24 protein-coding genes are annotated in these 26,035 nt (G+C 62.0%); 14 read left to right on the top strand and 10 right to left on the bottom strand.

The window, feature by feature from the left end; genetic code table 11:
- Positions 1-58 precede the first annotated feature (58 nt).
- The 3 genes from ABMC88_RS11915 to trpE all read left to right on the top strand — a co-directional run bounded on the left by ABMC88_RS11915 (position 59) and on the right by trpE (position 4,664).
- Positions 59-1,243, top strand: coding sequence for an aminotransferase (locus ABMC88_RS11915; protein ID WP_349577110.1), 1,185 nt, complete (start codon positions 59-61; stop codon positions 1,241-1,243).
- Positions 1,244-1,309: 66 nt separating this feature from the next.
- A complete protein-coding gene (locus tag ABMC88_RS11910) occupies positions 1,310-3,151 on the top strand; it encodes a peptidylprolyl isomerase (RefSeq protein ID WP_349577109.1) in 1,842 nt (613 codons plus the stop codon).
- Between the two features lies 1 nt (position 3,152).
- On the top strand, positions 3,153-4,664 hold the full coding sequence (gene trpE / locus ABMC88_RS11905) for an anthranilate synthase component I (protein ID WP_349577108.1): 1,512 nt from the start codon (positions 3,153-3,155) through the stop codon (positions 4,662-4,664).
- Here the strand turns inward: trpE and ABMC88_RS11900 are convergent.
- Positions 4,661-5,704 (bottom strand): Hint domain-containing protein, encoded by a 1,044-nt coding sequence (locus tag ABMC88_RS11900; protein ID WP_349577107.1) that lies wholly within the window; start codon positions 5,702-5,704, stop codon positions 4,661-4,663. The genes trpE and ABMC88_RS11900 overlap by 4 nt on opposite strands.
- An 87-nt stretch (positions 5,705-5,791) precedes the next feature.
- Positions 5,792-7,423, bottom strand: a complete 1,632-nt coding sequence (locus ABMC88_RS11895; RefSeq protein ID WP_349577106.1) for a divergent polysaccharide deacetylase family protein — start codon at positions 7,421-7,423, stop codon at positions 5,792-5,794.
- Positions 7,424-7,606: 183 nt separating this feature from the next.
- Here ABMC88_RS11895 and ABMC88_RS11890 point away from each other — a divergent pair, with 183 nt between their 5' ends.
- From ABMC88_RS11890 to lexA, 7 genes are all read left to right on the top strand, one after another.
- Entirely contained in the window at positions 7,607-8,188 is a 582-nt protein-coding gene (locus ABMC88_RS11890) for an anthranilate synthase component II (protein WP_349577105.1), read from the top strand.
- Positions 8,185-9,201: an anthranilate phosphoribosyltransferase gene (trpD, locus tag ABMC88_RS11885; protein WP_349577104.1), complete on the top strand. Its 1,017-nt coding sequence runs from the start codon at positions 8,185-8,187 to the stop codon at positions 9,199-9,201. Before ABMC88_RS11890 ends, trpD begins: the two co-directional genes overlap by 4 nt.
- Positions 9,201-9,890 (top strand): uracil-DNA glycosylase, encoded by a 690-nt coding sequence (locus ABMC88_RS11880; protein WP_349577102.1) that lies wholly within the window; start codon positions 9,201-9,203, stop codon positions 9,888-9,890. The genes trpD and ABMC88_RS11880 overlap by 1 nt, the downstream gene beginning before the upstream one ends.
- The gene (trpC, locus tag ABMC88_RS11875) at positions 9,887-10,699 is read left to right on the top strand and encodes an indole-3-glycerol phosphate synthase TrpC (RefSeq protein ID WP_349577101.1); all 813 of its coding nucleotides are present in this window, start codon (positions 9,887-9,889) and stop codon (positions 10,697-10,699) included. Before ABMC88_RS11880 ends, trpC begins: the two co-directional genes overlap by 4 nt.
- Positions 10,699-11,172, top strand: a complete 474-nt coding sequence (gene moaC, locus ABMC88_RS11870) for a cyclic pyranopterin monophosphate synthase MoaC (RefSeq protein WP_349577100.1) — start codon at positions 10,699-10,701, stop codon at positions 11,170-11,172. The genes trpC and moaC overlap by 1 nt, the downstream gene beginning before the upstream one ends.
- Entirely contained in the window at positions 11,169-12,341 is a 1,173-nt protein-coding gene (locus ABMC88_RS11865; RefSeq protein ID WP_349577099.1) for a molybdopterin molybdotransferase MoeA, read from the top strand. The genes moaC and ABMC88_RS11865 overlap by 4 nt, the downstream gene beginning before the upstream one ends.
- Before the next feature lie 66 nt (positions 12,342-12,407).
- A complete protein-coding gene (gene lexA / locus ABMC88_RS11860) occupies positions 12,408-13,100 on the top strand; it encodes a transcriptional repressor LexA (RefSeq protein ID WP_349577098.1) in 693 nt (230 codons plus the stop codon).
- Here the strand turns inward: lexA and ABMC88_RS11855 are convergent.
- Entirely contained in the window at positions 13,097-15,160 is a 2,064-nt protein-coding gene (locus ABMC88_RS11855) for a ComEC/Rec2 family competence protein (RefSeq protein WP_349577097.1), read from the bottom strand. The genes lexA and ABMC88_RS11855 overlap by 4 nt on opposite strands.
- A 128-nt stretch (positions 15,161-15,288) precedes the next feature.
- On the opposite strand from ABMC88_RS11855, the gene gltX reads away from it, so the two are divergent.
- From gltX to ABMC88_RS11835, 4 genes are all read left to right on the top strand, one after another.
- Positions 15,289-16,689 (top strand): glutamate--tRNA ligase, encoded by a 1,401-nt coding sequence (gene gltX / locus ABMC88_RS11850; RefSeq protein ID WP_349577096.1) that lies wholly within the window; start codon positions 15,289-15,291, stop codon positions 16,687-16,689.
- A gap of 119 nt (positions 16,690-16,808) precedes the next feature.
- Positions 16,809-18,104, top strand: coding sequence for a citrate synthase (locus tag ABMC88_RS11845; RefSeq protein ID WP_349577095.1), 1,296 nt, complete (start codon positions 16,809-16,811; stop codon positions 18,102-18,104).
- A 431-nt stretch (positions 18,105-18,535) separates the two neighbouring features.
- Positions 18,536-19,453, top strand: a complete 918-nt coding sequence (locus tag ABMC88_RS11840; RefSeq protein ID WP_349577094.1) for a calcium-binding protein — start codon at positions 18,536-18,538, stop codon at positions 19,451-19,453.
- A 72-nt stretch (positions 19,454-19,525) separates the two neighbouring features.
- Positions 19,526-19,837 (top strand): hypothetical protein, encoded by a 312-nt coding sequence (locus ABMC88_RS11835; RefSeq protein ID WP_349577093.1) that lies wholly within the window; start codon positions 19,526-19,528, stop codon positions 19,835-19,837.
- Positions 19,838-19,919: 82 nt separating this feature from the next.
- Here ABMC88_RS11835 and ABMC88_RS11830 read toward each other — a convergent pair whose 3' ends face one another.
- The 7 genes from ABMC88_RS11830 to argC all read right to left on the bottom strand — a co-directional run bounded on the left by ABMC88_RS11830 (position 19,920) and on the right by argC (position 26,016).
- Positions 19,920-20,696: an enoyl-CoA hydratase-related protein gene (locus ABMC88_RS11830; RefSeq protein WP_349577092.1), complete on the bottom strand. Its 777-nt coding sequence runs from the start codon at positions 20,694-20,696 to the stop codon at positions 19,920-19,922.
- 85 nt (positions 20,697-20,781) lie between these two features.
- Entirely contained in the window at positions 20,782-21,234 is a 453-nt protein-coding gene (locus tag ABMC88_RS11825; RefSeq protein WP_349577091.1) for a cytochrome c-type biogenesis protein, read from the bottom strand.
- Positions 21,231-23,198: a heme lyase CcmF/NrfE family subunit gene (locus ABMC88_RS11820; RefSeq protein WP_349577090.1), complete on the bottom strand. Its 1,968-nt coding sequence runs from the start codon at positions 23,196-23,198 to the stop codon at positions 21,231-21,233. Before ABMC88_RS11820 ends, ABMC88_RS11825 begins: the two co-directional genes overlap by 4 nt.
- Positions 23,199-23,281: 83 nt before the next feature.
- Complete coding sequence (locus ABMC88_RS11815; RefSeq protein WP_349577089.1) at positions 23,282-23,854, bottom strand: holin family protein; 573 nt, start codon at positions 23,852-23,854, stop codon at positions 23,282-23,284.
- Positions 23,845-24,456, bottom strand: a complete 612-nt coding sequence (locus tag ABMC88_RS11810) for a holin-associated N-acetylmuramidase (protein WP_349577088.1) — start codon at positions 24,454-24,456, stop codon at positions 23,845-23,847. Before ABMC88_RS11810 ends, ABMC88_RS11815 begins: the two co-directional genes overlap by 10 nt.
- A 71-nt stretch (positions 24,457-24,527) precedes the next feature.
- Positions 24,528-24,971: a cytochrome c maturation protein CcmE gene (ccmE, locus tag ABMC88_RS11805; protein ID WP_349577087.1), complete on the bottom strand. Its 444-nt coding sequence runs from the start codon at positions 24,969-24,971 to the stop codon at positions 24,528-24,530.
- A 16-nt stretch (positions 24,972-24,987) separates the two neighbouring features.
- Entirely contained in the window at positions 24,988-26,016 is a 1,029-nt protein-coding gene (argC, locus tag ABMC88_RS11800) for an N-acetyl-gamma-glutamyl-phosphate reductase (RefSeq protein WP_349577086.1), read from the bottom strand.
- Between the last annotated feature and the right edge of the window lie 19 nt (positions 26,017-26,035).

Below are 26,035 nucleotides of genomic sequence, written 5' to 3'. Positions count from 1 at the left end.
CTTTCTTTATTTTGCCCTTAAACTCAATCCCGCACTCTTTCCCCTCGCAAGGCCCGCTATGACGCCCCCCCGCACAGCCACAACCTTCCCCCCTCCCGTGATGGAAGCCCGCCGCTGGCTGGAGGGCGTCACATTTCCCGCCGACCGCCCGCTGATCAACGTGAGCCAAGCCGCCCCCGTCGATCCGCCCCACCCCGACATGCGCCGCGCCATGGCCGATGTGGTGTTGGGCGATGACAGTGCCCATCTCTATGGCCCTGTGCTGGGCAACCCTGCCCTGCGCACCGAGCTGGCCGCACGAACCGCACGCATCTACGCAGGAGAGGTCACACCCCAAAACATCTGCATCACCTCTGGCTGCAATCAGGCCTTTGCCGCCGCCATCGCCGCCCTGTGCAGCGACGGGGACGAGGTGATCGTGCCCGTGCCTTGGTATTTCAACCATAAGATGTGGCTCGATATGTCTGGGGCCACCTCTGTCCCGCTGACCTGTGGCGACGATATGATGCCCGATCCGGCGCAGGCCGAGGCGCTCATCACCCCGCGCACCCGCGCCATCGTTCTGGTAACACCCAACAACCCAACAGGTGCCGAATATCCCGACGGGCTGATCAACGCGTTCTTTGATCTGGCACAAACGCACGGCCTTAAGCTCATCGTGGATGAAACCTACCGCGATTTTCACAGCCACAGCGGCACACCGCACAGCCTGTTCCAGCGCAGCGACTGGCAGAACACGCTGGTTCAGCTCTACTCCTTTTCCAAAGCCTACCGCCTGACGGGGCACCGCATCGGCGCGCTTGCCGCCTCTCCCGCGCTTTTGGCCGAGATCGAGAAATTCCTCGACACCGTTGCCATTTGCCCCGCCCAGATCGGCCAGCACGCCGCCCTTTGGGGGATGCGAAACCTCGACCAGTGGTTGACAGGCGAACGTGACGAAATCCTGCGCCGCCGCAGCGCCATCACCGACCAGATGCCGCGCCTTGTGGCCAATGGCTGGCGTTTGCGCGGTTTAGGCGGCTATTTCGCCTATATGGAGCATCCCTTTGCCCTCGGCAGCGCCGATCTGGCCCCGCTGATGGTCAAGCAGGCGGGCATTTTGTGCCTGCCCGGCACGATGTTCTACCCCGACAACACGCCCCAAGCCGCGCATGAGCTGCGCATCGCGTTCGCCAATCTGGACGCGGACGGCATCACTACCCTGTTTGACCGTCTCGAAGCGCTGGATCTGCAACCGCGCTAGCCCCTCTTGCCCCTGTGCGGATCAGCCCTTAGACAGGTCAAAACCGCGCTGAGGGAGCACCGAAAGATGGCACAGAAATCAAGCATCGGCAAAACCGCCATGTGGGGCCTTATGGGCCTGTTGTTCCTTGGCTTGGGCGGCTTTGGCGCCGTGAACCTGAGCGGCAATATCCGCACCATCGGCAGCGTGGGTGACAAACCCATCGCCGTCGACACCTACGCCCGCCAGATCCAGCAGGAATTGCAGGCCACCAGCCGCCGCACCGGCACCCCGATGAGCTTTGCCCAAGCGCAGCAGCTGGGCCTTGACCGCGCTGTGCTGCAACGCATCCTGCGCGACCGCGCACTCGATCACGAGGCGACCCAGATCGGCCTGTCCATCGGCGACGAAGAACTGCGTGACCGCATCCTGCAAGTCGCATCGTTCCAAGGGATCGACGGAGAATTCGACCGCGAAGGCTATGCCCAGTCGCTGCGCTCTGCCGGTCTGAGCGAAGCCGAATTCGAGGTAAGCCTGCGCGAGGAAGCCGCCCGCCAATTGCTGCAAGGCGCAGTGCTGAGCGGTGTTGAAATGCCCGCCGTCTACTCCGAAACACTGGTGGCCTTTGTCGGCGAACGTCGCGATTTCACATGGACATTGCTGGACGAGGACACGCTGGAAACCCCCATCGCCGCCCCTGACGATGCCGCGCTGAAAGCATATTTCGAGGCCAACGCCGAGACTTTCGTGCTGCCCGCCACCAAGAAAATCACCTACGCATGGCTCAACCCCACCGACATCATTGACCAGATCGAGATGCCCGAGGAAGAACTGCGCGCCGAATACGAGGCCCGCGCCGAGCAATATAACCAGCCAGAGCGCCGTCTGGTCGAGCGTCTGGTCTTTGCCGATCAAACCGCCGCCGATCAGGCCGCAGCGGCCCTCGAAGTGGGCGGCTCCACGTTTGAGCAATTGGTGCAGGAACGTGGCCTTGCGCTGCAAGACGTGGACCTTGGCGATGTAGGCAAAGCCGCTTTGGGCGGTGCCGGTGATGTGGTATTCGGTGCAGAGGTCGGCGATGTGGTCGGCCCCGCGCCCAGCGATCTGGGGCCTGCCCTGTTCCGCGTGAACGCCGTGCTGCCTGCGCAAAACACCACGTTTGAACAAGCCGAGCCCGAGCTGCGCGATGCCCTCGCCACCGACCGCGCCATCCGTCTGGTCGAAGCGCGGGCCGAAGGCTTTGACGACAGCCTTGCAGGTGGGATCACTTTGGAGGCGCTGGCCGAGCAGACCGATATGACCTTGGGCCAGATCGACTGGACCGTCGACAGCTCTGACAGCATCGCCGCCTATGAAGGTTTCCGTCAGGCCGCTGCCACCATCAACGCGGGCGACTTTCCGAAGATCAAACAGCTGGATGATGGCGGCGTCTTTGCCATGCGTCTGGACGAAGCCCTGCCCGAGCGTCCCGCGACCTATGACGACGTCGCAGACGAGGTCGCTACCCGCTGGCGTGATGATCAGCTTGTGGCCGCGCTCAACGAACGCGCCGCGCAAGCCAAGGCCGCAATCGAAGATGGTGCCTCCCTGCCCGAGCTGGGCTTTACCGCCCGCGAAGAAGTCGACCAGATCCGCAGCGCCTTTATCGCGGCGACCCCTGCGGGGTTCATGGCCGAGGTCTTTGAGATGGCCGAAGGCGATGTCTCTATCCTTGAGGGCACCGATACAGTGGTGGTTGTCACGCTCGACGCGATCAAAGAAGCAGGCGACAGCGACGAGGCACAAGCCCTGACCGCGCAGCTGCGCCAGCAGCAAAACCAGTCGCTGGCCCGTGGCCTCTTCGAGGTCTTCGCAGATGACACGCTACAGCGTGCAGGCCAGTCCATTGACCCGCGTGCGATCAACGCCGTTCATGTGAACTTCCAGTAAGATGGCGATTATCCCTTCCTTCGACGACTTCGCGGCACGCTATAACGCGGGCGAACATCAGGTTGTCTATACCCGCCTTGCCGCCGATCTGGACACACCTGTGTCCTTGATGCTGAAACTTGGCGGGGCGGCGGAAAATGCCTTTATGCTGGAATCGGTGACGGGCGGCGAAGTGCGGGGCCGCTACTCGATCATCGGGATGAAGCCCGATCTGATCTGGCGCTGTCGCGGCACAGGTAGTGAGGTCAACCGCGATGCCCGCTATGACGCGGATGCCTATACGCCCATTGACGGTGATCCGCTGGACGCCCTGCGCGGCCTGATCGCCGAAAGCAAGATCGACCTGCCCGATGATCTGCCGCAATCTGCGGCGGGTCTGTTCGGCTACCTTGGCTATGACATGATCCGTCTGGTGGAGCGTTTACCCCACATCAATCCCGATCCGCTGGGCCTGCCCGATGCGGTCATGCTGCGCCCTTCGGTTATTGCTGTGCTGGACGGCGTGAAAGGCGAAGTCACTGTCGTCTCGCCGGCGTGGGTAGCCGAAGGGCAATCCGCCCGCGCAGCCTACGCCCAAGCCGCCGAGCGTGTCATGGACGCCGTGCGCGACCTAGAGCGCAGCCCCGCAGGCAATTCGCGCAACTTGGGCGATGCAGGCGACGCGCCGGAACCCGTCAGCAATTTCACCAAAGACGCCTATAAGGACGCCGTGCGCAAAGCGCAGGAATACATCAAAGCGGGCGACATTTTCCAAGTGGTCCCCAGCCAACGCTGGGCGCAGAACTTCCCGCAGCCGCCATTCGCGCTGTATCGTTCCTTGCGGCGCACAAACCCGTCGCCGTTTATGTTCTACTTCAACTTTGGCGGCTTTCACGTGGTGGGCGCCAGCCCCGAAATCCTTGTGCGGGTCTTCGGGCAGGAAATCACCATCCGCCCCATCGCAGGCACCCGTCCCCGCGGCAAAACCCCCGAAGAAGACCGCGCTCTTGAGGCCGATCTGATGGCCGACCAGAAAGAGCTGGCCGAGCATCTGATGCTGTTCGATCTGGGCCGCAACGATGTGGGCCGTGTTGCCAAGATTGGCACCGTGCGCCCGACTGAAGAGTTCATTGTGGAGCGCTACAGCCACGTCATGCACATCGTCAGCAACGTCGTGGGTGAACTGCGCGAAGGCTGTGACGCCCTTGATGCGTTTTTCGCAGGCATGCCCGCAGGTACGGTATCAGGCGCGCCCAAAGTCCGCGCAATGGAGATCATCGACGAGCTTGAGCCCGAAAAACGCGGCATCTATGGCGGCGGTGTCGGGTACTTCAGCGCGGGCGGCGATATGGACATGTGCATCGCCCTGCGCACCGCTGTGATCAAGGACGAGACGCTGTATATTCAAGCAGGCGGCGGCGTGGTCTATGACAGCGACCCCGAAGCCGAGTACATGGAAACGGTGCATAAATCCGGCGCCATCCGCCGTGCAGCCGAAGACGCGGCACGCTTTGACGATGGTGGCAACCGCTAGGCTGCGGTGTTGAGGACCGGCTTTTTGTTGCGCCTGTGCCGCTGCACCAGCTTTCGCTGCTGCTTGCCACGCATAATAGGACGCGCAGGCGGCATGGCCTGCCCCGCGAGTGGTGTGGGAAACAACGCCTCAATCTCGGCCCGCGCCGCAGGAGAGAGCGCCATCATCGCGAAGGGGCCGCAATAGAAGCTCTCGGTCGGGGTGCCTTCGGCGACGATAATTTCATGCCGTTTCATGACGATGTGGTAATAGGTGATGTCAGTGGGCGTTATCTGGAAGGCGATGCCGGGCAGACGGGTCAAATGCGCGGCACAGACCAGCGTTTCGGGGGTTTCCAGCATCCGCCGCACCACGGGCGAGCGCACCAGAAAGCGGTGCTGGGGCGAGACGCGCAAGTCACGCGATGGCACGCCGTCACCCAACGCGCCCGCACGGATGCAGACGGGCCGCAGGTTCGCCTGCCCTGCAAGAGCCGCCGCATCGCAATAGGAGGACAACACCTTCAACACAGGTTGCGGCCCGTGATCCAGCGTCAGGATTCCAGCACCCGCGCCCAAATTCTCAACCGCGACCGGGCCATCCGCTGTCTCGATAAGCGTCCCTTTTACAAAGCAGGCCAGATAGTCCTGATAAAGATTGTTCTGGGTATGAGAGGTGCGCGCCGAGTTGAACGTATAACTTGTCCCCGGCACCATCGCGACGGTTGAGACGATCCCGTCTACCGCGCCCTGCTGGTAGCCGTCTCCGCCAAAGTGGAAGGACGTGACTTTGTGGCCCGATGTCGTGTTGATCAGGTCATAGGCCGTGTTGATCGACGTGCCTGCCGCTTGGGCGTTGCCATCAATATTGACGGCGTTGGTCAGCACTTGAGAGCCGTCAACCTCGTCAAAGATAAGGTCATCGTCATTGACCTCGATCAGCGTCGGCACGGCTCCTGCAACCAAGGTAAGCGTCCACGGCGTTCCACCGCCTGCGCTGGCACCTGTTTCAATGGGCAAGCCTCCGACAAAGTCAGAGGGGCTGTAAACATACAGGAACATTGGGCTATCCTCAGATTTCAACCCAAAGTTAGCCGCCTATTCAAGCAAGTTTATGTCGAATACGGTATAATAAAGTGGCAAATCGGCCTAGCGCTGCGCCAGTAACACCGCCGACACAGGTGCCAACGCGACGCTGCCCGCACGGTCCGCGAGACCCCAAACCAGCAGCGCCTCGATCGTCTCGGGGCGTAGACGGCCCATCATGATCACGCCGCCCTCTTGGCCTGCCTTGAACGCCGCCTGATCCAGAAAGCGGCGGATGACGCGGGCGGATTGGCCTTTGCTGTCAAAGTCACGGAACACAGGTGCGGCTGGCACCCCGTCCTTGACCGCCAGCTTCGGCATCGAGTTCAAGCCACGGCTTTGCGTGACCAACCCGTGGCCACTTGCCCGCAGGATACCCGTGACCTGATCGGCCACCTCGCGGGAACCTTGCAGCCCTTCGCCCAAACCTTCCAACACGCCGATCACGGCGGGCAATCCGTTCAGCGCCGCAGCCACTGACACTTCGGCATCCGAGGCCCGCGCCCCAGCGGGCAGGTCCAGCATGGCCAGAACCTCGAACCCTTCGGCGCGGTAACGCTCCATCCGTTCAAACGCGTCGGGCAACGAGACATCGACCGCAAAGCTGACGGGATAGGGAAAGCGTGACAGCGCGGGCAAGCCGATCTCGGCGGCGTCCAGATTAGCGCCTGCATCAACCAACAGCACGCTCATCAGCGGCTTGTTCTCGGGGTTCTCAAAGGGTTGGGCGTGGCGGCGGATGGGGGCCAGCTCTCCGCTGGTGGGGCCGCTGGCTTCGGTCACGGTTTGCACGGCGGCAGCGGCGGCACCTTCGCTGCGGTTTATCAGCGAATTGGCCGGGCGGCCCACCGTCAGGCGCGAATCCGCACCCAGTGTGGCCACACGCGTTCCGGGCACGGCTGCGATGCGCGGCTTGGGGGCGGCGGCGCGGGCGGCTGCGGCGGCTTGCGCGGCGGCCTCTTTTTCTGCCGCAGCCTCGGCGGCAGCAAGCGCCGCGGCCTTTTTCTGTTCATCGGTCAAGGGAGTTGGCACCACGATGGTAATCGCCTCCCCGCCCCATTCCGCATCCTTGACAGGTTTGGGCGGGGCTGCGGGCGATTGCAGCACGTCTGAATCGGGCGTGTCATCGGGGATCATCGGGGCCAACGCCTGCGGATTTGGCAGCACCGGCTCGTCGGGTTGGACTTGCGTGCTGAGATCCAGCGCCAGCGGGTCGGGCGCGGTCAGGCTGTCCGCTTCGCCTGTTTCGGGCTGTGGCGCACGGGCGGGCACATCGGGCACGGTGTCTTCGGCCTGCGCCCCGATCACGGCCAGCGGAATCGGGCGCGGCGCAAGCGGCGTGGCTTGATCCACGGGCGGCGTCACAGGCTCGCTTTGCAGGGCGGCGGTTTGCACTGTCTCGTCCACATCGCTGTCCACTTGCGGCGCAAGGGCGGCGGGTGCGGGTTCTTTCGGCAAGTCTTCGCCTGCGGGCGCGCGCAGCGTCACTGCGGGCTGTGTGGTGGTGGCTGTTGCCTCGCTTGTCACAACGGCTGCGGCGGGGGGCGTGGCGGGCGCGACCGGTGCCATGCTGCCCGCATCGCCCACTTCTGGTCCGGGTCCGGGTTGCATGGGAACAAGGACGGATATCGCCCCTGCCACACCAACGCTAAAGACTGCGCCCAATGCGATTCCGCTCAATATACCTTGTGCCATGGCTACGCCACCTTTGTCCTGTTTACGCCCCACCCGCTGCATCCGGGATATTAAGCTCCCGTTAATGGCGGATCGGGTGGCCGAGCCTCTTGACGATTGCGTCCAAGACTGACCATCTACCCATTCACACTATACACCCGCAGCGCACCCCTTCTCTAGTCCCAAATACGAAGTTTGCCAAAGATGCTTTTGCTGATCGATAACTATGACAGTTTCACCTATAATCTGGTGCATTATCTGGGCGCTTTGGGCGCGCAGATGGACATCCGTCGCAATGACACGCTGAGCGTGGCCGAGGCGATGGCCCTGCGCCCTTCGGGCATCGTCCTGAGCCCCGGGCCGTGTGACCCCGCCCAGGCGGGTATTTGTCTGGAGTTGACCCATGCCGCCGCTGAAGCAGGCATTCCCCTGCTGGGCGTCTGCCTTGGGCACCAGACCATCGGCGAGGCATTTGGCGGCAAGGTCGTGCGCGCAGGCGAGATTGTGCATGGCAAGATGGGCCAGATGCAGCACAAGGGCACGGGGCTATTCGCGGGCCTGCCCACGCCCTTTGCGGCCACGCGCTATCATTCGCTGATCGTGGAACGCGCCAGCCTGCCCGACTGCCTTGAAATCACGGCAGAGTTGGAGGACGGCACGATCATGGGCCTCCAACACCGCAGGCTGCCCATCCACGGCGTGCAGTTCCACCCTGAATCCATCCGCTCCGAGCATGGGCACGCCCTGCTGGAAAACTTCCTCAAGGAGGTGAAAGAGCCCGCATGAGTGAACAGCTTAAACCCCTGATTGATGCCGCCGCCAACGGCCCGCTGACCCGTACGCAGGCCGAGGACGCCTTTGGCATCCTGTTCGACGGCAAAGCCACGCCCAGCCAGATTGGCGGGCTTTTGATGGCGCTGCGCACCCGCGGCGAGACGGTGGATGAATATGCTGCCGCCGCCGCTGTGATGCGGGCCAAATGCAACGCCGTGCGCGCGCCCGAAGGAGCGATGGACATCGTGGGCACCGGTGGTGACGGCAAAGGCACGCTCAACATCTCGACTGCGACGGCCTTTGTGGTCGCGGGCGCAGGGGTTGTTGTGGCGAAACACGGCAACCGCAACCTCAGTTCGAAATCAGGTGCTGCGGATGCGCTGACGCAAATGGGGCTGGAGACAATGGTGGGCGCGCCCGTGGTTGAACGGGCGCTGAAAGAGGCGGGCATCGGTTTCATGATGGCCCCCATGCACCACCCCGCCATCGCCCACGTCATGCCCACACGGGCCGAGCTGGGCACGCGCACGATCTTCAACATTCTGGGGCCATTGACCAACCCCGCAGGCGTGAAACGCCAGCTTACAGGCACCTACCTGCGCGAACTCACGCGTCCCATGGCCGAGACCCTGCAACAACTGGGGTCCGAGGCCGCGTGGCTTGTGCATGGCTCGGACGGCACGGACGAGCTGACGATCACGGGCGTCAGCTGGGTCAGCGCCCTCAAAGACGGCGCAATCACCGAGATCGAGGTACATCCCGAGGACGCAGGCCTGCCCGAACATCCCTTTGACGACATCGTCGGCGGCACGCCCGAGGAAAACGCCGTTGCCTTCAACGCGCTGCTGGACGGGGCGCAGAATGCCTACCGCGATGCGGTGCTGCTGAACTCTGCCGCGGCGTTGCTGGTGGCGGGTGCCGCGCCCGATCTGAAAACAGGGGTCGAGATGGCCCGCACCAGCATCGACAGTGGCGCTGCGCGGGACAAGATCACCGCCGTCGCCCGCATCACCCAAGAAGGCTGATGTTCGACCTCTCCCGCCTTGGCGCGTGGCGCGATCTGGCGTTTTTCGACGCGGACCTGCCCGCAATCGCAGCCAAGCTGGCGTCGGAAGACCGCACCATTCTGCCGCCCGCCGCGCAGGTGTTTGGCGCGCTCGAGCGGACGCAGCCCGACGATGTGCGGGTCGTGATCCTGGGTCAGGACCCCTACCCGCAGGTTGGCAAAGCGGATGGCATCGCATTTTCAATCCCCGACACCTACCCGCGCCCCAATCGGCGCGACAGCCTTGATAATATTCGTGGCGAATTGCACGCCGATCTGGGCATCTTGCGGCGCGGCACATCCCTGCACGACTGGCCCGACAAAGGCGTACTGATGCTCAACTGCCTTGCGCTGACCGTCCCCGAGGGCAAGGCGGGCGGGCACCGGTCGCTGGGGTGGAAGACCCTCACGGGCCAAGTGCTGGCCCGATTGGCAGGCCACCCCCGCGCCTATCTGCTGTGGGGAGCGGATGCGCATAAGGCCGCCGCTGAAGTGGACCCCGCGCAGAACTTCAAGCTACAATCCTCGCACCCCTCGCCGCTGGGCTGGAAGAAAACAGGGACGCATTTTGAAGCCTTCCACGGCTCAAAGCCGTTTAGCCGCAGCAATGCGTGGTTGCGCAGCATGGGCCATGAGGCCATAAACTGGGACGAACCGGAGGGCCTATGACGCAAACAATCCTTGAAAAGATCAAAGCCTACAAGCTTGATGAAATCGCCGCCGACAAGGCCGCCGTGCCCTTGGCCGAGGTTGAAGCGCAGGCCGCAGCCGCCGACCCCGTGCGCCCCTTTGGTGATGCCTTGTTCGAGGCATCGGTCGAGAATTACGGCCTGATCGCCGAGATCAAGAAGGCCAGCCCGTCCAAGGGCCTCATCCGTGAGGATTTCCAACCCGCCGAGCTGGCCGCGGCCTACGCTACAGGCGGGGCCACCTGCCTGTCCGTGCTGACCGACACGCCCAGCTTTCAGGGGGCCAAGCAATTCCTGATCGACGCCCGCGCCGCCTGTGATCTGCCCGTGCTGCGCAAGGATTTCATGTACGACACCTATCAGGTCGCCGAAGCCCGCAGCATGGGCGCCGATTGCATCCTGATCATCATGGCCAGCGTCTCGGACTCCCAGGCAGCCGAGCTTGAGGATGCCGCGATCCACTACGGTATGGATGCGCTGATCGAGACGCATAACGCCGAAGAGCTGGAGCGTGCGCTGCACCTCAAATCCCGCTTGATCGGCGTCAACAACCGCAACCTGAACACCTTTGAGACAACGCTCGACACCACGCGCAAGCTGTCGAAACATATCCCCGGTGAACGGATGATTATCTGCGAAAGCGGGCTGAATACGCCCGAGGATCTGGCCGATATGGCCCGCTACGGTGCGCGGAGCTTCCTGATCGGCGAAAGCCTGATGCGGCAGGAAGATGTAGCTGCGGCCACGCGCAAGCTGCTTGCCAATCCGCTGCGTGCGGGGGGCATGTAATGGCGCTGACGCATTTCGACGGCGAGGGGCACGCCCATATGGTCGATGTCTCGGGCAAGGCCGTGACATCGCGCATCGCCACGGCTGAAAACCACATCAAGATGCAGCCAGAAACCTTTGATATCATTTCCGAAGGTCGCGCCAAGAAGGGTGATGTGCTGGGCGTGGCGCGCCTTGCCGGCATCATGGCCGCCAAGCGCACGGCCGATTTGATCCCGCTGTGCCACCCGCTGCCCATCACCTCTGTCGCGGTTGAGTTGGTGCCCGACGCCACCCTGCCCGGCATTCGCATCACAGCCACCGTAAAGACCACCGGCCAGACCGGCGTCGAGATGGAGGCGCTAACGGCGGCCTCGGTTACGGCCCTTACCGTCTATGACATGAGCAAAGCCGTGGACAAAACGATGGAGATCGGCGGGCTGCGCGTGACGCTGAAGGACGGCGGCAAATCGGGCCGCCACACCGCGCCGTGATCCCCGTCGCGCAAGCGCTGGACGATCTGTTTGCGCTGTGCCGCACCACCCAGACCGAAGACATCCCCCTGCGCCTTGCCGCAGGCCGCGTGCTGGCCCGCGATGTAGCCGCCACGCGCACACAGCCCCCCTTTGCCGCCTCCTCGATGGACGGCTACGCCCTGCGCCGCGCCGAGGTGGAGCCCGACGCCATGTTCAAGGTCATCGGCGAGGCCGCGGCGGGCCACCGTTTTGAGGGGACGGTTGGCGCGGGTCAGGCCGTGCGCATCTTTACCGGCGCACCTCTGCCTGACGGCGCGGATTTCATCGTCATCCAAGAAGACACCACGCGGCGCGGCGATCTGATCACTTTAGGCCACAGTGTCGGGACCAAAGACAACATCCGTCCTGCCGGTGGCGATTTTACCAAAGGGCAAAAGATCACCGCCCCGCGCCGCTTGCGCCCTGCCGATATTGCCCTGCTGGCCGCGATGAACATCGCCCGTGTGCCTGTGTACCGCAAACCCGTCGTGGCGATCATGGCCACGGGAGACGAGCTGGTGCAACCGGGCGAGACGCCCGGCCCCGACCAGATCATCGCCTCCAACACCTATGGCCTTGCCGCGCTGCTGGAGGCTGAGGGCGCCAGCACGCGGCTGATACCGATTGCGCGGGATACCTCTGCCTCGTTGAAACGCGCCTTCGAATTGGCGTCGGATGCGGATCTGATCATCACCATCGGCGGAGCCTCGGTCGGGGATCATGATCTGGTGGCCCCCGTCGCGGCAGAACTGGGGATGCGCCAGTCGTTCTACAAAGTTGCCATGCGTCCGGGCAAACCGCTGATGGCGGGGCAATTGGGGGATGCGGTGATGGTCGGCCTGCCCGGCAATCCTGTTTCCGCCATGGTCTGCGGCACGGTCTTTGTGGCCCCCATGATCCGCGCCATGCTGGGGCTGGGTCGGGCTGCCGCCCCCCGCGTATCCATCCCACTGGCCGCCGCCATCCCCGCCAACGGCCCGCGTGAGCATTACCAAAGGGCGGTTATCGCAAACGGCGCGGTCACGCTGGAGCCTCGGCAAGACAGCTCCCTGCTCAGCGTATTGTCACAGGCCAACGCGCTGCTGGTACGCCCGCCCCATGATCCCGAACACCCCGCTGGCGCGATCGTAGAGGTGATCAAGCTGTAACGACGGTTGACACAAAACCAGAACATCCCTAGAACAAAAAGTGATAAAACAAACAGGGGATGCGCCGTGCTTACAAAAAAACAACTCGATCTGTTGGCCTTTATTCACAAACGGGTGCAGCGCGACGGCGTCCCGCCCAGCTTTGACGAGATGAAAGAGGCGCTTGATCTGCGCTCCAAGTCAGGCATCCACCGCCTGATTACCGCGCTGGAAGAACGCGGATTTATCCGCCGCTTGGCTCACCGTGCCCGCGCGATCGAAGTTGTGAAGCTCCCCGACAGTATGACAGGCAGCGGCTTTACCCCCCGCGTGATCGAAGGGGACAAGCCCGATACCTCCGCCCCCGCAAACGCCATGCCCGTCTCGACGATCGAGGCGACCGAGCTGCCCGTGATGGGCAAGATCGCCGCGGGTGTTCCGATTGAAGCAATCAACCAGCGCTCCAGCGGCGTGACCGTGCCCAATTCGATGCTCTCGGGCAATGGCGCACATTACGCGTTGGAGGTGAAGGGCGATTCGATGATTGAGGCGGGGATCAACGATGGTGACGTTGTGATCATCCGCGAAACGGCTGTTGCCGATGACGGTGATATTGTTGTCGCCTTGGTTGAGGATCACGAGGCGACGCTCAAGCGGTTCAAGCGCAAGGGCAATGCCATCGCGCTGGAGGCTGCAAACCCCGCTTTCGAGACCCGCGTGCTGCCCGCCGACAGGGTCAAAGTACAAGGCCGCTTGGTCGGGTTGATCCGCTCTTACTAAGGTTTTTTGACACTGCTGCGCCGCGCGAACTGTTCGGGTTTGCGCGGCGTTTTCTTGTCTGGCCAATGGGTCCACAACCGCTCGCCTGCGATGGTGCGGGCGGTGGTCAGGACGGCGCCCTTGGTGCCCAGATCATAGGCCAAGGCACCTGTGTGCTTCAGCGTGTCGGGATCATGCACCGTGCAGGGCAGATCATCCGCGGGCATCGGAACGGAACTGACCACAATCTGCCCCGCATCACAGCCTTCAAAGGCCGCGACAGCGCGTTTGCCCGACAGGTGGATCACGCTGCCGCCCGCCTGCCAGCGGGTGTTGGCGATATACTGGTCATCGCCGTCGCCGTCATTCTCCAGCCAATTGCGGGCGGCGAACCCTGCCCCGCGCTTTTTGCTAAGCGCGCGCCCGTCGTCAGTCATCACTCCCACCAATGTGCCCGTGTCCGAGATCAGGACATCGGGCCGCTCTGTCTCGGCCCAAAGCATGAAGGAGGCGGCCATGGCCACTGCGCCACCCCAGCGCAAACGCCCGCGCCACAACAGCAAAGTCAGAAACCCAAGCGCCAGCAGTGGCAAAACAGCCCCCGACGGCCCGACCACATAAGTCCGCGACTGCGGCAGGTTGGCGACAAAATGCGCGACAGACAGGATCCAGTCGACGCCAAGGCTCATCGCCCACAAGCCAATGCTTTCCAGCCCGATGGGCGCAAGGACCACGGCAACCACCGCCGCGGGGATCACCAGAACCCCCATCAGCGGGACCGAGACCAGATTGGCCAACAGCCCGTATTGCGCGATGGCGTTGAAATGCGCAGCGCCAATCGGAGCCGTGGCAAACCCCGCCACAGCCGAGGAAATCACAACAGCCACAACAGGTTGCAGCCATTTCGGCCCCAGCACAATCTGCCCGTCCCGCATCCAGCCAAAGATCGCCACCAGCGCAGTGGTCGCAGCGAATGACATCTGGAACCCCGGCCCCATCAGCGCCTCGGGCCGCATCACCAGAACGATTGTTGCGGCGATTGCCACCGCCCGCAGGCTGATCGCCCGCCGCCCGATCATCAGCGCACATAGCGCCACCGCCACCATGACAAAAGCGCGTTGCGTGGCGACATTGCCGCCCGACAGCGCCAAATACCCCGCCGCCGCAACCAAGGCGCCCGCCGCTGCAATGCTGCGGGCAGGCACGCGCAGCACCAGCGGCGGGATCAGCGCCAGCACGATCCGCAGCGCGGCAAAGACAACCCCCGACATAAGCCCCATATGCAGTCCCGAAATGGCCAGCAAATGCGCGAGGTTACTGGCCCGCAACGCGTCCAGCGCTGATTGGCTGATGGCTGATCGGTCTCCCGTTGTGATCGCTGCCGCAAAGCCGCCTGTATCGCCGCCCAACACCTGCTGGATCCGCTCGGACGCGGCCATGCGGACGCGGAATACGCCCAAGCCCCCCGCAGGATCGGCTACGCCCATCAGCGGCGTGCGGGCATATCCCACCGCGCCAAGCCGCGCAAACCACGCGTGGCGCTGGAAATCAAAACCGCCCGGCTCAACCGGGCCAGAGGGGGGCGACAGATGCCCCGTAAGCATCACCTGCAAGCCGGGCTCAACCGCGATGTCCAAGCTGCGGTCGCCATGCAGCGACAGGCGCACGCGGTGGGGGGTGCGTTCAGGGGGCACGCGGTCGAGGCGCACGTGATCCAGCGTCAGCCGCAGCGCATCGGACTGGCTGCGGTCAATCGCAACGATCCGCCCCTCAACCGCGCCGTAGTAGCGAAACTCCAACACCGGCCCCGCGACGCTATGCGCACGCGCCGAGGCCAGCAGAAAGCCCGCCCCGATCAGCACCCCCGCCATGGCTAACGGGCGCAGCGGTTCGGGCAAGGTCCGCGATAAAAAGAAGCACAGGAAGGTGATGAACCCCGCGCGGGCCAGCTCAATCCCCGATGGTTCAACCCTGAGGGAGAAATAGCAGCCGATGCCGACGGCAAGGCAGACAGGCACCCAACCGAATAACGCGCCCCGCTGGGCACGCATCATCTGCGCAAAGCTGTGTGCCGCGCCCATTACTTGCCCCCGTTCGCTGCACTGGATAGACAGGCGTAAACCATAGGCGCGTGGTGGTTACCAAAAGGTAAACGTAACAAAACCGTTAACGCCCGCGCTCCGACCTATTCCCGAAAGGACCCTGCCCCATGTGCGCTGATGTCGTCACCCGTTTTGCCCCGTCCCCCACTGGTTTTCTGCATATTGGCGGCGCACGCACGGCGCTGTTCAACTGGCTCTATGCCCGCGGCCGTGGCGGCAAGTTCCTGTTGCGGATCGAGGACACGGACCGCGCACGCAGCACGCCCGAAGCGACACAGGCCATTCTGGACGGCATGGCGTGGCTTGGTCTGGACCATGACGGCGACGTGATCAGCCAACACGACATGGCCCCGCGCCACATAGAGGTCGCTCATGCGCTGCTGGAAAAAGGTGCGGCGTTCAAATGCTTTGCCACGCAGGAAGAAATCGAAGCGTTTCGTGAGGCCGCCCGCGCCGAGGGGCGCAGCACGCTCTACCGCTCGCCCTGGCGGGACGCGGATGCGTCCAGCCACCCCGACGCGCCGTTCGTGATCCGGATCAAAGCGCCGGACGCGGGCAAAACCGTGATCCGCGACACGGTGCAAGGTGATGTGACCATTGATAATGCACAGCTGGACGACATGATCCTTCTGCGCTCGGACGGGTCGCCCGTCTATATGCTGGCGGTGGTGGTGGATGACCACGATATGGGCGTGACCCATGTGATCCGCGGGGATGATCACCTCAACAATGCCGCGCGGCAGATGATGATTTATCACGGTATGGGCTGGGACGTGCCCGTCTGGTCGCACATCCCGCTGATCCACGGCGACGACGGCAAAAAGCTGAGCAAACGCCACGGCGCTTTGGGCGCGCAGGAGTATCAGGTCATGGGCTACCCCGCCGCGGGCATGCGCAACTATCTGGCCCGTCTCGGATGGAGCCACGGGGACGACGAGTTTTTCAGCGACGCACAGGCGCTGGAGTGGTTCGACATTGACGGAATCCGCAAAAGCCCCGCGCAATTTGACTTTAAAAAGCTGGAAAATATCTGTGGCCAGCACATCGCCGCTGCAAATGACGCTGCGTTGCGGCACGAATTAGCGGCGTATTTGGAAGCGGCAGGCAAGCCCGCGTTGAGTGACGCACAATTAAACGGTTTGGAAAAGGCGATGTACTGCCTAAAGGAGCGGGCCAAGACATTGCCCGAACTCATTGAAAAGGGTCACTTTGTTGTGGCATCGCGCCCCATTGAGGCCGACGAGAAAGCCGCCAAGCATCTGGATACGGTATCCCGTGGTATACTGAGCGAATTGACGCCGCATCTGCAAGATGTTAGCTGGGAAAGGGAGACGCTGGAGGAGGTTCTGAACGGTTTTGCCGCCGCCAAGGACACCAAGTTCGGCAAACTTGCGGGGCCGCTGCGTGCAGCCCTTGCGGGACGTGCCGCGACACCTTCGGTGTTTGACATGATGTTGGTTCTGGGCCGTGAGGAAACGATCGCCCGTCTGACAGATGCCGCTGCCTGATCGACAGTCATAAACCTGTCATTAAGGATGCGTTAGATAGAGATAACGGATGCGCAGGCTACGGCCACGCACCACGGGTGCAGCCTGCGCCTGCCGCCAACCTAGAAGGGGACAAGCCTATGGCCGAGAGTACAAAATCAGCGACATTGACCGTCGGAGACAAAACCGTTGAATTGCCGATCTTCACGCCCACCTCGGGGCCTGATGTCATCGACATTCGCAAACTTTACAGTCAGGCGGGCGTGTTCACCTATGACCCGGGCTTTACCTCGACCGCGTCTTGCGACAGCACCATCACATTCATTGACGGTGACGAAGGTATCCTGACCCACCGTGGCTATGCCATCGGCGAATTGGCTGAAAAATCCCACTACCTCGAAGTCTGCTTTTTGCTGCTCTACGGTGAACTCCCCTCGCCCAAGCAGCTGGAAGAGTTCGAGGATCTGGTGACCAACCACACCATGCTGCACGAGCAGATGATGAACTTCTTCCGTGGCTTCCGCCGCGATGCGCACCCGATGGCCGTTATGGTGGGTGTGGTCGGCGCGATGTCCGCGTTCTACCACGACAGCACCGACATCAACGATCCGCACCAGCGCGACGTTGCCTCAATCCGTCTGATCGCCAAGATGCCGACGATTGCAGCGATGGCGTATAAGTACACCATCGGCCAGCCGTTCGTGTATCCGCGCAACGATCTGGACTATGCCTCGAACTTCCTGCGCATGTGTTTCGCCGTCCCTGCCGAGGATTACGTCGTTGACCCGATCCTGAGCCGTGCAATGGACCGCATCTTTACCCTGCACGCCGATCACGAGCAGAACGCCTCGACCTCGACCGTGCGTCTGGCGTCTTCTTCGGGTGCCAACCCCTTCGCCTGTATTGCGGCGGGCATTGCGTGTCTTTGGGGCCCTGCCCACGGTGGCGCAAACCAGGCCTGTCTTGAGATGCTCAAGGAAATTGGCACGCCCGACCGCATTCCCGAATTCATCGCCCGTGCGAAGGACAAAAATGATCCATTCCGCCTGATGGGCTTTGGCCACCGCGTTTACAAAAACCGCGATCCGCGTGCCACTGTGATGAAGCAATCGGCGGATGAAGTGCTGGAACTGCTGGGCGTGGACAACAACCCGATCCTGCAGGTCGCCAAAGAGCTGGAAAAGCAGGCGCTGGCCGATCCGTACTTTGCCGAGAAAAAGCTGTTCCCGAATGTCGACTTCTATTCGGGCATCATTCTCGAAGCGATGGGTTTCCCGACGTCGATGTTCACCCCGATCTTCGCGCTGGCGCGGACAGTGGGCTGGATTTCACAGTGGGAAGAGCAGCTCAACGATCCGCAGCTTAAAATTGGCCGCCCGCGTCAGCTGTATCAAGGTGAAGATGTGCGCCCCTATGTGGACATCGAAAACCGCTGACCCTAGCGACAGTAAAATCAACAAAGCCCCGGATGCGATCAGCCTCCGGGGCTTTTTGCATTTGGGGCGATGGTGCGGGGGAAATAAGGCAAGATTTGGACAGCCCTCCCCGCTGTCTGACGGACCACAGCAGCGCCTGCCGCCCAGAACCCAACAAGTATGAAAATCGCGCCCGATCCGCCAAAAACCAAGAAGAATCAACGCGAATCCGCGAATCGCATTCTCTGGACCTGCCGACGTGCTTGTGCGCAATACTGCAAAAGGGCGCGGATTGTCGCCGATACATCAACAGGGCTCGAAACAGAAAAGCCGAAAACAGGGCGAAAATGTGGCATTGTTTCAGGCTTGGGTACAATAGTTAACGCACGCTTGACCGCTAGCGGATCGCTTGCATAGTCAGGGTTAAGTTTTTCGTACAAGGAATGAATGCTATGTTGATGCTACTGGGACTTGCTGTGCCGCTTGCCATATTCGGTTTTGGATTTGGTGATGATGATGACGACAATGACGCAGTACGCGAGATGGGCAGTGATGATGCCGACGCGCTGCAAGGCGGTGAAGGCAATGACTTCATTGATGGCGCGGCCGGCGACGACATTCTGGAAGGTCTCGCAGGCGATGATACGGTCTTTGGCCGTGACGGCGAAGATGTCCTTGAAGGTGCCGACGGCGACGACATGCTGTGCTCGGGTGATGGCGACGACGTCGTGACCGGCAACCGCGGTCAGGATCTGATCGAGGGCCAGGGCGGCAACGACTGGGTGTCGGGCGATTATGGCTGGGACAACGTGCGCGGTGATGATGGCGACGACACGGTCATCGGTGGCCGCGGTGGCGACATCGTTGCAGGCGGCGAAGGTGACGACCTGATCTTTGGCGGCATTCTGGATGGCATCCCGCTGAACCTCGAAGAGCTGACAGCCCTGCGCGACGGTGGATCGCTTGAGGATCTGAACGGCGGCATCGAAATGCGCGACGACAGCCTTGGCAACACAGTGACAGGTGGCGCAGGTGACGATGACCTGATCCTCGGATCTTCCGATCTGGCAGCGGGCAACGAGGGTTTCGACACCTTCCACATCATGTCCGAACAGGTCGGCGAAGAAGCCGCCCGCATCGAGAACTTCAACGCGATCGAAGACGCAATCACTGTGATCGTGGACGACACCGAAGCCGATGCCGACATTACCGTCACAAATGTGAACGGCGACGCAGTGGTCAGCAGCGGCGACAACGTGTTGGTCCGTGTGACAGGTGCCGCAGGCTCGATCACCGAGGCGGACATCACGCTGATCGCAGAAGACACGATCGAGCAGCTGTTCGATCCGAACGCCGCAGCAGTAGCCTGATACTGAAGCCAGCGGGGGGGTGCATACGCCTCCCGCTGATCACGCTATCCGCCTGACAGGAGTTCCCCCCAAATGTCACCAACACCTCAAAATGCCCCCGTCCAGTACAAATGGTCCGAAGCCAAAAGCCTTTTGCCGAAACAGGCACAGTGCGAACGCGGCCCGACGGGCGCTTTGGTTCCCGACAGCAGCGGCAAGACCGACCACATCGCAGTTGTCTACGACGAAGGCGACACGCCCCCTGAAATCACCATCAAAAAAGTCTCGGGTTCGGTTCACACCGTACTGGCGGATGGGGTTGCAGTCGCGGTTGTTGCCCGCGCCACGGGCCGCGCGCCCAGCGTCTCTGACGTTCTGCTGGTCGAGCGTCGCATATACAGCTAGGCGCTGGTCAGCCTGTACGCATTGAAAAGCCGCCGCTCCGATGTTGGAGCGGCGGCTTTTGCATTTCATGTCGGCGGTAGGCCTAGCGGCCTTCGAAATGAGCGGCGCGTTTTCCCATAAAGGCCAGAACGCCCTCCTGAAAGTCGCGCGACTTGCCGCATTTGCCCTGCTCGCGGGCCTCCAGGTTCAGCTGATCCTCGAAACTGTTGTTCCAACTGTCGCGGATCACCTTCTTGACCGAAGCATAGGCGGCCGTTGGCCCCGCCGCCAGATGGGCCGCGCGTTCGCTCCAATGGGCGTTGAACTCGTGGTCGGGGACAGCTTTCCAGATCATCCCCCATTCATCGGCCTGATCGGCGCTGATCTTATCGGCAAACAGCGCGGCCCCCATCGCTTTGGCCATCCCCATCTGGCGCGGCATGGCATAGGTGCCGCCTGCGTCCGGGATAAGCCCGATGCGGGTGAAGGCCTGCAAGAAATACGCGCTTTGCGTGGCAAAGACCACATCGGTCGCCAGTGCGAGGTTCGCCCCTGCCCCCGCCGCAGGCCCGTTCACGGCCGCAATGGTCGGCACGGGGCATTCGGTGATGGCCTGCAACATGGGCGCGTATTCATCGCGCAGCATCCGCTCCAGATCGATCGAGCTGCCTGCACCGCTGTCGCCCAGATCCTGCCCCGAACAGAACGCCTTGCCCGCGCCGGTAATCACCACCACACGCGCCTCTTGGCCCCCAGCGGTAAAAGCGTGCTGGATTTCGGCCCGCATCTGGGTGGTCAGCGCGTTGTACTTGTCAGCGCGGTTCATGGTGATCAGGGCGACGCCCTCGCTCACCTCATAGGTAATCGTTTGATAATCCATAGCGCCCTCGTTCATCATTATGCTCACGCGACTTTATCACAGGTCGCCACGGCTACCAGAGGCAAGGGCGCATTCCTACGAGGCGTTATTTGTCCAGAATGTCACGCAGGGCGGCGTGTTCTTCCTCGCTCAGCCCTGCGTCTTGTGGCGCTTGCGCCTCTGCGCGGCCCCGTACATAGGCAACGCCCGCGATACCTGACAACAGCAGCATCAGCGGCCCAGCCGCCCACAGCAGCCAGTTCGCGCCGCCAAAGGTAGGTTTGAGCAACACAAACTCGCCGTAGCGGTCCACGATAAATTCCAGCGCCTGCGCATCACTGTCGCCCGCGACAAGACGCTCGCGCACCAGCAGACGCAGGTCTTTGGAGATGGGTGCGTTGCTTTCATCAATGCTTTCGCTTTGACACACGGGACAGCGCAGCCCCTTGGACAGGTTCAGCGCACGCTGTTCCAGTACAGGGTCCGACAGGACCTCGTCGGGCTCGACAGCTGCCAGCGGCGTGGCGAGCAGGGCGAATATCAGGGCGAGACGCTTCATTCTGCCGGCACCGCTGCTTGGCGCGTTTTTCGCGCTGTGACGCCCACGCGGAACCGCCTGTCCAGCAAACTAAATATGCCGCCCAATGCCATCAGCGCACAGCCGATCCAGATCCAGCTGGTCATGACTTTGATATAGGTCCGCACGGCCCAACCGCCGCCTTCCTGCTCGTCCCCGATCACCAGATAAAGGTCACGTTTGAAGTTCTGGTGAATCGCGGCCTCGGTGGTGGGCATCTGGGCGACGGGGTAAAAGCGTTTTTCGGGCGCAAGGGTAGCGATGAATGCGCCGTCCTGCGCCACGTCGATCACCGCCGTGGTGGCGACATAATTCGGCCCGTTGCCCTGCGTCACGCTGCGCAAAGTCATCTCATAGCCGTGCACCTCAAAGGGTTGGTCGATCTGCGCCACGCGGATGTCTTCCACCGTCCAGGCATAGATGCCCGCAACGCCCAACATGGTGATGCCCAGCCCTGCGTGCGCCGTGGCCTTGCCCCAATCCGCGCCAGGCAGGCGGAACAGACGGCCCAAACGGTTCGGCCCCCGCCCCGTGCGCTGCGCCAGATCAATGACCACGCCCATCAGCACCCAAGCCCCAAGGAACATGCCCACAGGCCCGATCAAACTGCGCCCCGTCTGCATGGACCACGCAAGGCCACCAACCGCCACAGCGGCCACAAACGCATACCGCAGCGGGTAAACCGCACGGCGCATCGAGGCGCGTTTCCACGGCATGGATGACCCGATCGGCAAGGCAATGCCCAGCAATACCATAAAGGGCGTAAAGGCAGCGTCAAAGAACGGTGGCCCCACGCTCAGCTTGCGGTCAAAGAACATCTCGGCCAGTAGCGGCCACATGGTGCCGACAAACACCACAAAACACGACACGGCCAGCAACAGGTTATTGAGCACCAGCGCACTCTCGCGCGAGGCAAGGCCAAAGACGCCCTTCGCCTCCATCGCGCCTGCCCGCAGCGTGAACAGGATCAGCGCACCGCCCATAAAGAACGCCATAATCGCAAGGATGAACACCCCCCGCTCCGGGTCATTGGCGAAAGCATGTACCGAGGTCAGCAGGCCAGAGCGCACAATGAATGTCCCGATCAGAGAGAACCCAAAAGCAAGGATCGCCAACAGGATTGTCCAGCTTTTCAACGCCTCGCGCTTTTCCACCACAATGGCCGAATGCAGCAGCGCCGCCGCCAAAAGCCATGGCATAAAGCTCGCGTTTTCCACCGGATCCCAGAACCAGAACCCGCCCCAGCCCAATTCGTAATAGGCCCACCATGATCCTAGCGCGATGCCGATGGTCAGGAAAACCCATGCAGCCAGCGTCCAAGGCCGCACCCAGCGGCCCCATGCCGCGTCCACGCGCCCCTCGATCAGGGCAGCGACGGCAAAGCTGAACGCCATGCTCAGGCCCACATAACCAAGGTACAGAAACGGCGGGTGGAAGGCCAAACCGGGGTCTTGCAACAGCGGGTTGAGGTCTTGGCCGTCAAAGGGCGGCACGGCCAAACGCTCAAACGGGTTAGAGGTCAGCAGGATAAACGCCAAAAACGCCACGCCAATCGCGGCCTGCACGCTCAGCACCCGCGCGCGCAAGGTCGCGGGCAATTGCGTGCCAAACCACGCGGCCATCGCGCCGAACAGCGCGACAATCAGCACCCACAGCAGCATCGAGCCTTCGTGGTTGCCCCATGTCCCCGAGATTTTGTAGATCATCGGTTTCATCGAATGGCTGTTCGCCACGACCAGTGACAGGCTGAAGTCAGAGGTGACAAACGCCCACGTCAGCGCCCCGAAAGAGGCCGCAATCAGCAAGAATTGCACTGTCGCCGCAGGTTCGGCCACGGCCATCCAGCCCGACCAGCCTTTGGCCGCGCCCACCATAGGAATTATCATTTGAATCAGCGCCACACCAAAGGCGAGCAGCAGGGCGAAATGTCCGAGTTCTGTAATCATGTTTGTGAACATATGATGTATCCACGCCCCTTCCAATCACAATCGGACCAGCCGCCCCAAGAGTGGACAAACAGCCGCAGCGCTTAGGCGGCCGCACGCCAGGCGTCAAGTGCGGGGTTCCCGTCGGAGGCCAAAGCTTGCGCCGCGAGCCGTGCATCAGTGCCCACATCGGCCACGCCGACAGTGTTATGGCGCAGCTTTTCAATGGCGGTGATATTGGCGGTGACCTGCGGCAAGTGTTGGACGGTGTCCACGATACTGCGCTGAAACTCTTGCGCTTTTACCTGATGCCGCGCCCCGAAATAGAACGACACAATGACCCCCAACAACCACCAAAGCGGTTCGGGCACCAGCGCAATGCCCTGCATCCGCTGCGCAAACCACAAGGGGGCGACCATAGCAGAGACAAACAGTCCCAGCGTCCCCAGCGCCAAAGCAGGCCGCGGCAGACGGTTCATCCCGTCCATAAAGCGATCAAAGCTGCCCTTGGCGGGGGCGCTGAATTCGGCACCGTATTGGTCCATCGCCTGTCCCTGCACCATCGCACTGCGTGCCGCACTGCTTTCGGCATTTTCGCGAAACACCTCGACGGTGTCGCGCACAATATTGCGTTCGCCGCCAAAGACGACATTAAACATCCGCTCGATCAGCCCCATTGCGCTGTCCTTTGTTTGAATTGCTGTTTGGTGAGGTGATAGCGCGGGGAAATGAACTCCTCTGCCCGCTTGATCCAGCCGCCTTTGCCGCCTGCCCGCGTGCGGGCGTATTTTCGGCTGGCCACGCGGCGGTCGGCAAGGCGGAAATAATAGTTGCGCCGTGCGATCCCGTAAGCATCGACCAGATCATCCGGCGACTTCCGATGCGCTGCCCGCACCGCGGCCAGCGTCTGCGGCCCCAACGCGCCGTCGACCGAGACCGCATAGCCCATCTCGACCAACAACCGTTGCAAGATTTTCACCGCGTTCCCGCCCGCATTCACATACATATCAAAGACCGAGGGCTGCAACGCCTGCGGCAAGTCCGCGATCAACGGACGGTCAAAGTAATGCTCTAGGAAAATCCCGACCGCCTGATCGCGGGAAAGCTTGCGCACGTCCCGCGCTGTCACAGCGCCGTCACGGTCCAGATCAAGGCCCAACCTGCGCATCGTATGGATCGTCACGCCAAAATTCGTAGCCCCGCCCGGATCGTCGGGATCATTCACATAGCCGCCCTCACGGGCGACGATCTCTTGCGCTATCTGTCTGACACTGTGCATGGCGCCCCCTTTGGTTGCTGGGGACATCACGCTACAATTTAGTTAACACCCCCACACCGGAGCGTGCGGCCTTAGCTGTCCGGCTCTTGATAGACGCCTTGCGCCTTCAGGGCATCAACGACTTCCTTGGGCATATATGTCTCGTCATGTCTGGCAAGGATTTCAGTAGCTTCAAAGACGCCGTTAATGTAGCGGCCCGTGCCCACCATGCCCTCGTTCTCACCGAAAAGATCGGGCAACACGCCGGTATAGGTGACCGCAACACTGGCCCCGCCGTCTGTCACGTTAAAGCTTATCTGCTCACCTTGACCGCGCTTCAGCGTGCCTTCCTCAACCAGACCACCGATGCGGAACACCTCTGTCGGGGCGGGCGGCGCGGCAATCACTTGCGCAGGGGCGCGGAAGAAGTTGATGCCGTCGCGCATGCCATAGCCGATCAGCGCGGTGGACCCGATCAAGGCCACAACCGCCACCGCAATCAGCTGGATACGGCGCTGTTTCTTGAGGCTTTTCATCGGGTCCCCCTATATCTTACGGAAAGAGCGGAGCCATCATCAGCCCCTCTGTCTCTTCGATACCTAACATCAGATTGGCGTTTTGCAACGCTTGGCCCGACGACCCCTTTGTCAGATTGTCCAAGGCCGCCACAACTATTGTGCGCCCCGCAATGCGGTCGGCAACCACGCCGATATGGCAAAAATTCGAGCCGCGGATATGGCGGGTCGAGGGGGCCTCGCCCATGGGCAGCACCTCGATGAAGGGCTCGGCCTCGTAGGCCGCAACCATCGCCGCGTGGATCGCGCCCGCATCCCCTTTGACATAGCATGTCGCAAGGATGCCGCGGTTGGCGGGCACCAGATGCGGGGTGAATTGCACCTTCACCTCGCGGCCCGCAATCGCGGAAAACTCTTGATCAAACTCACCCAGATGGCGGTGCGTCCCGCCCAATGCATAGGCGTGATACCCCTCGGACAATTCTGCATGCAGCAGATTTTCCTTGAGCGCACGGCCCGCGCCCGACACGGCGCATTTGAGGTCGAGGATGATGTCATCGAGGTCTATCAAGCCGCCCTCGATCAGTGGGCGCAGCGCGAATTGGCCCGTGGCCGCGTTACACCCCGTGCCCGCCACAAGCCGCGCCGATTTGATCGCATCGCGGTAGAATTCGGTCAGGCCATAGACAGCTTCTGCCTGCTGCTCCAAAGCTGAGTGGGGGTTGCCGTACCACTGCGCATACGCCTCTGGATCACGCAGCCGGAAATCCGCAGAGAGGTCCACGATTTTCAGATCCGCAGGCAGCTTTGCAATTACCTCTTGCGAGGTTTTATGCGGCAGCGCGCAAAAGCACAGATCGATGGTCGAGAAATCAATCTCCTCCATCTTTACCAGATCGGGCAGGTCCAGATGCCGCAGATGCGGGAACACCGAGGCCATGCTTTGCCCCGCTTTAGAATTGCCACCCAAGGCTTTGATCTGCATAGAGGAATGGCCAGCGATCAGGCGGATCAGTTCAGCGCCCGTATAGCCAGAAGCGCCAAGAATTGCGATGTTGTAGGTCATGTATGTCGTCCGTGATATA

Source organism: Sulfitobacter aquimarinus (genome assembly GCF_040149565.1).
Classification (GTDB): Bacteria; Pseudomonadota; Alphaproteobacteria; order Rhodobacterales; family Rhodobacteraceae; genus Sulfitobacter; species Sulfitobacter aquimarinus.
The sequence above is the reverse complement of the archived record's forward strand: the minus strand, read 5'-3'. Positions and strand labels throughout refer to the sequence as shown.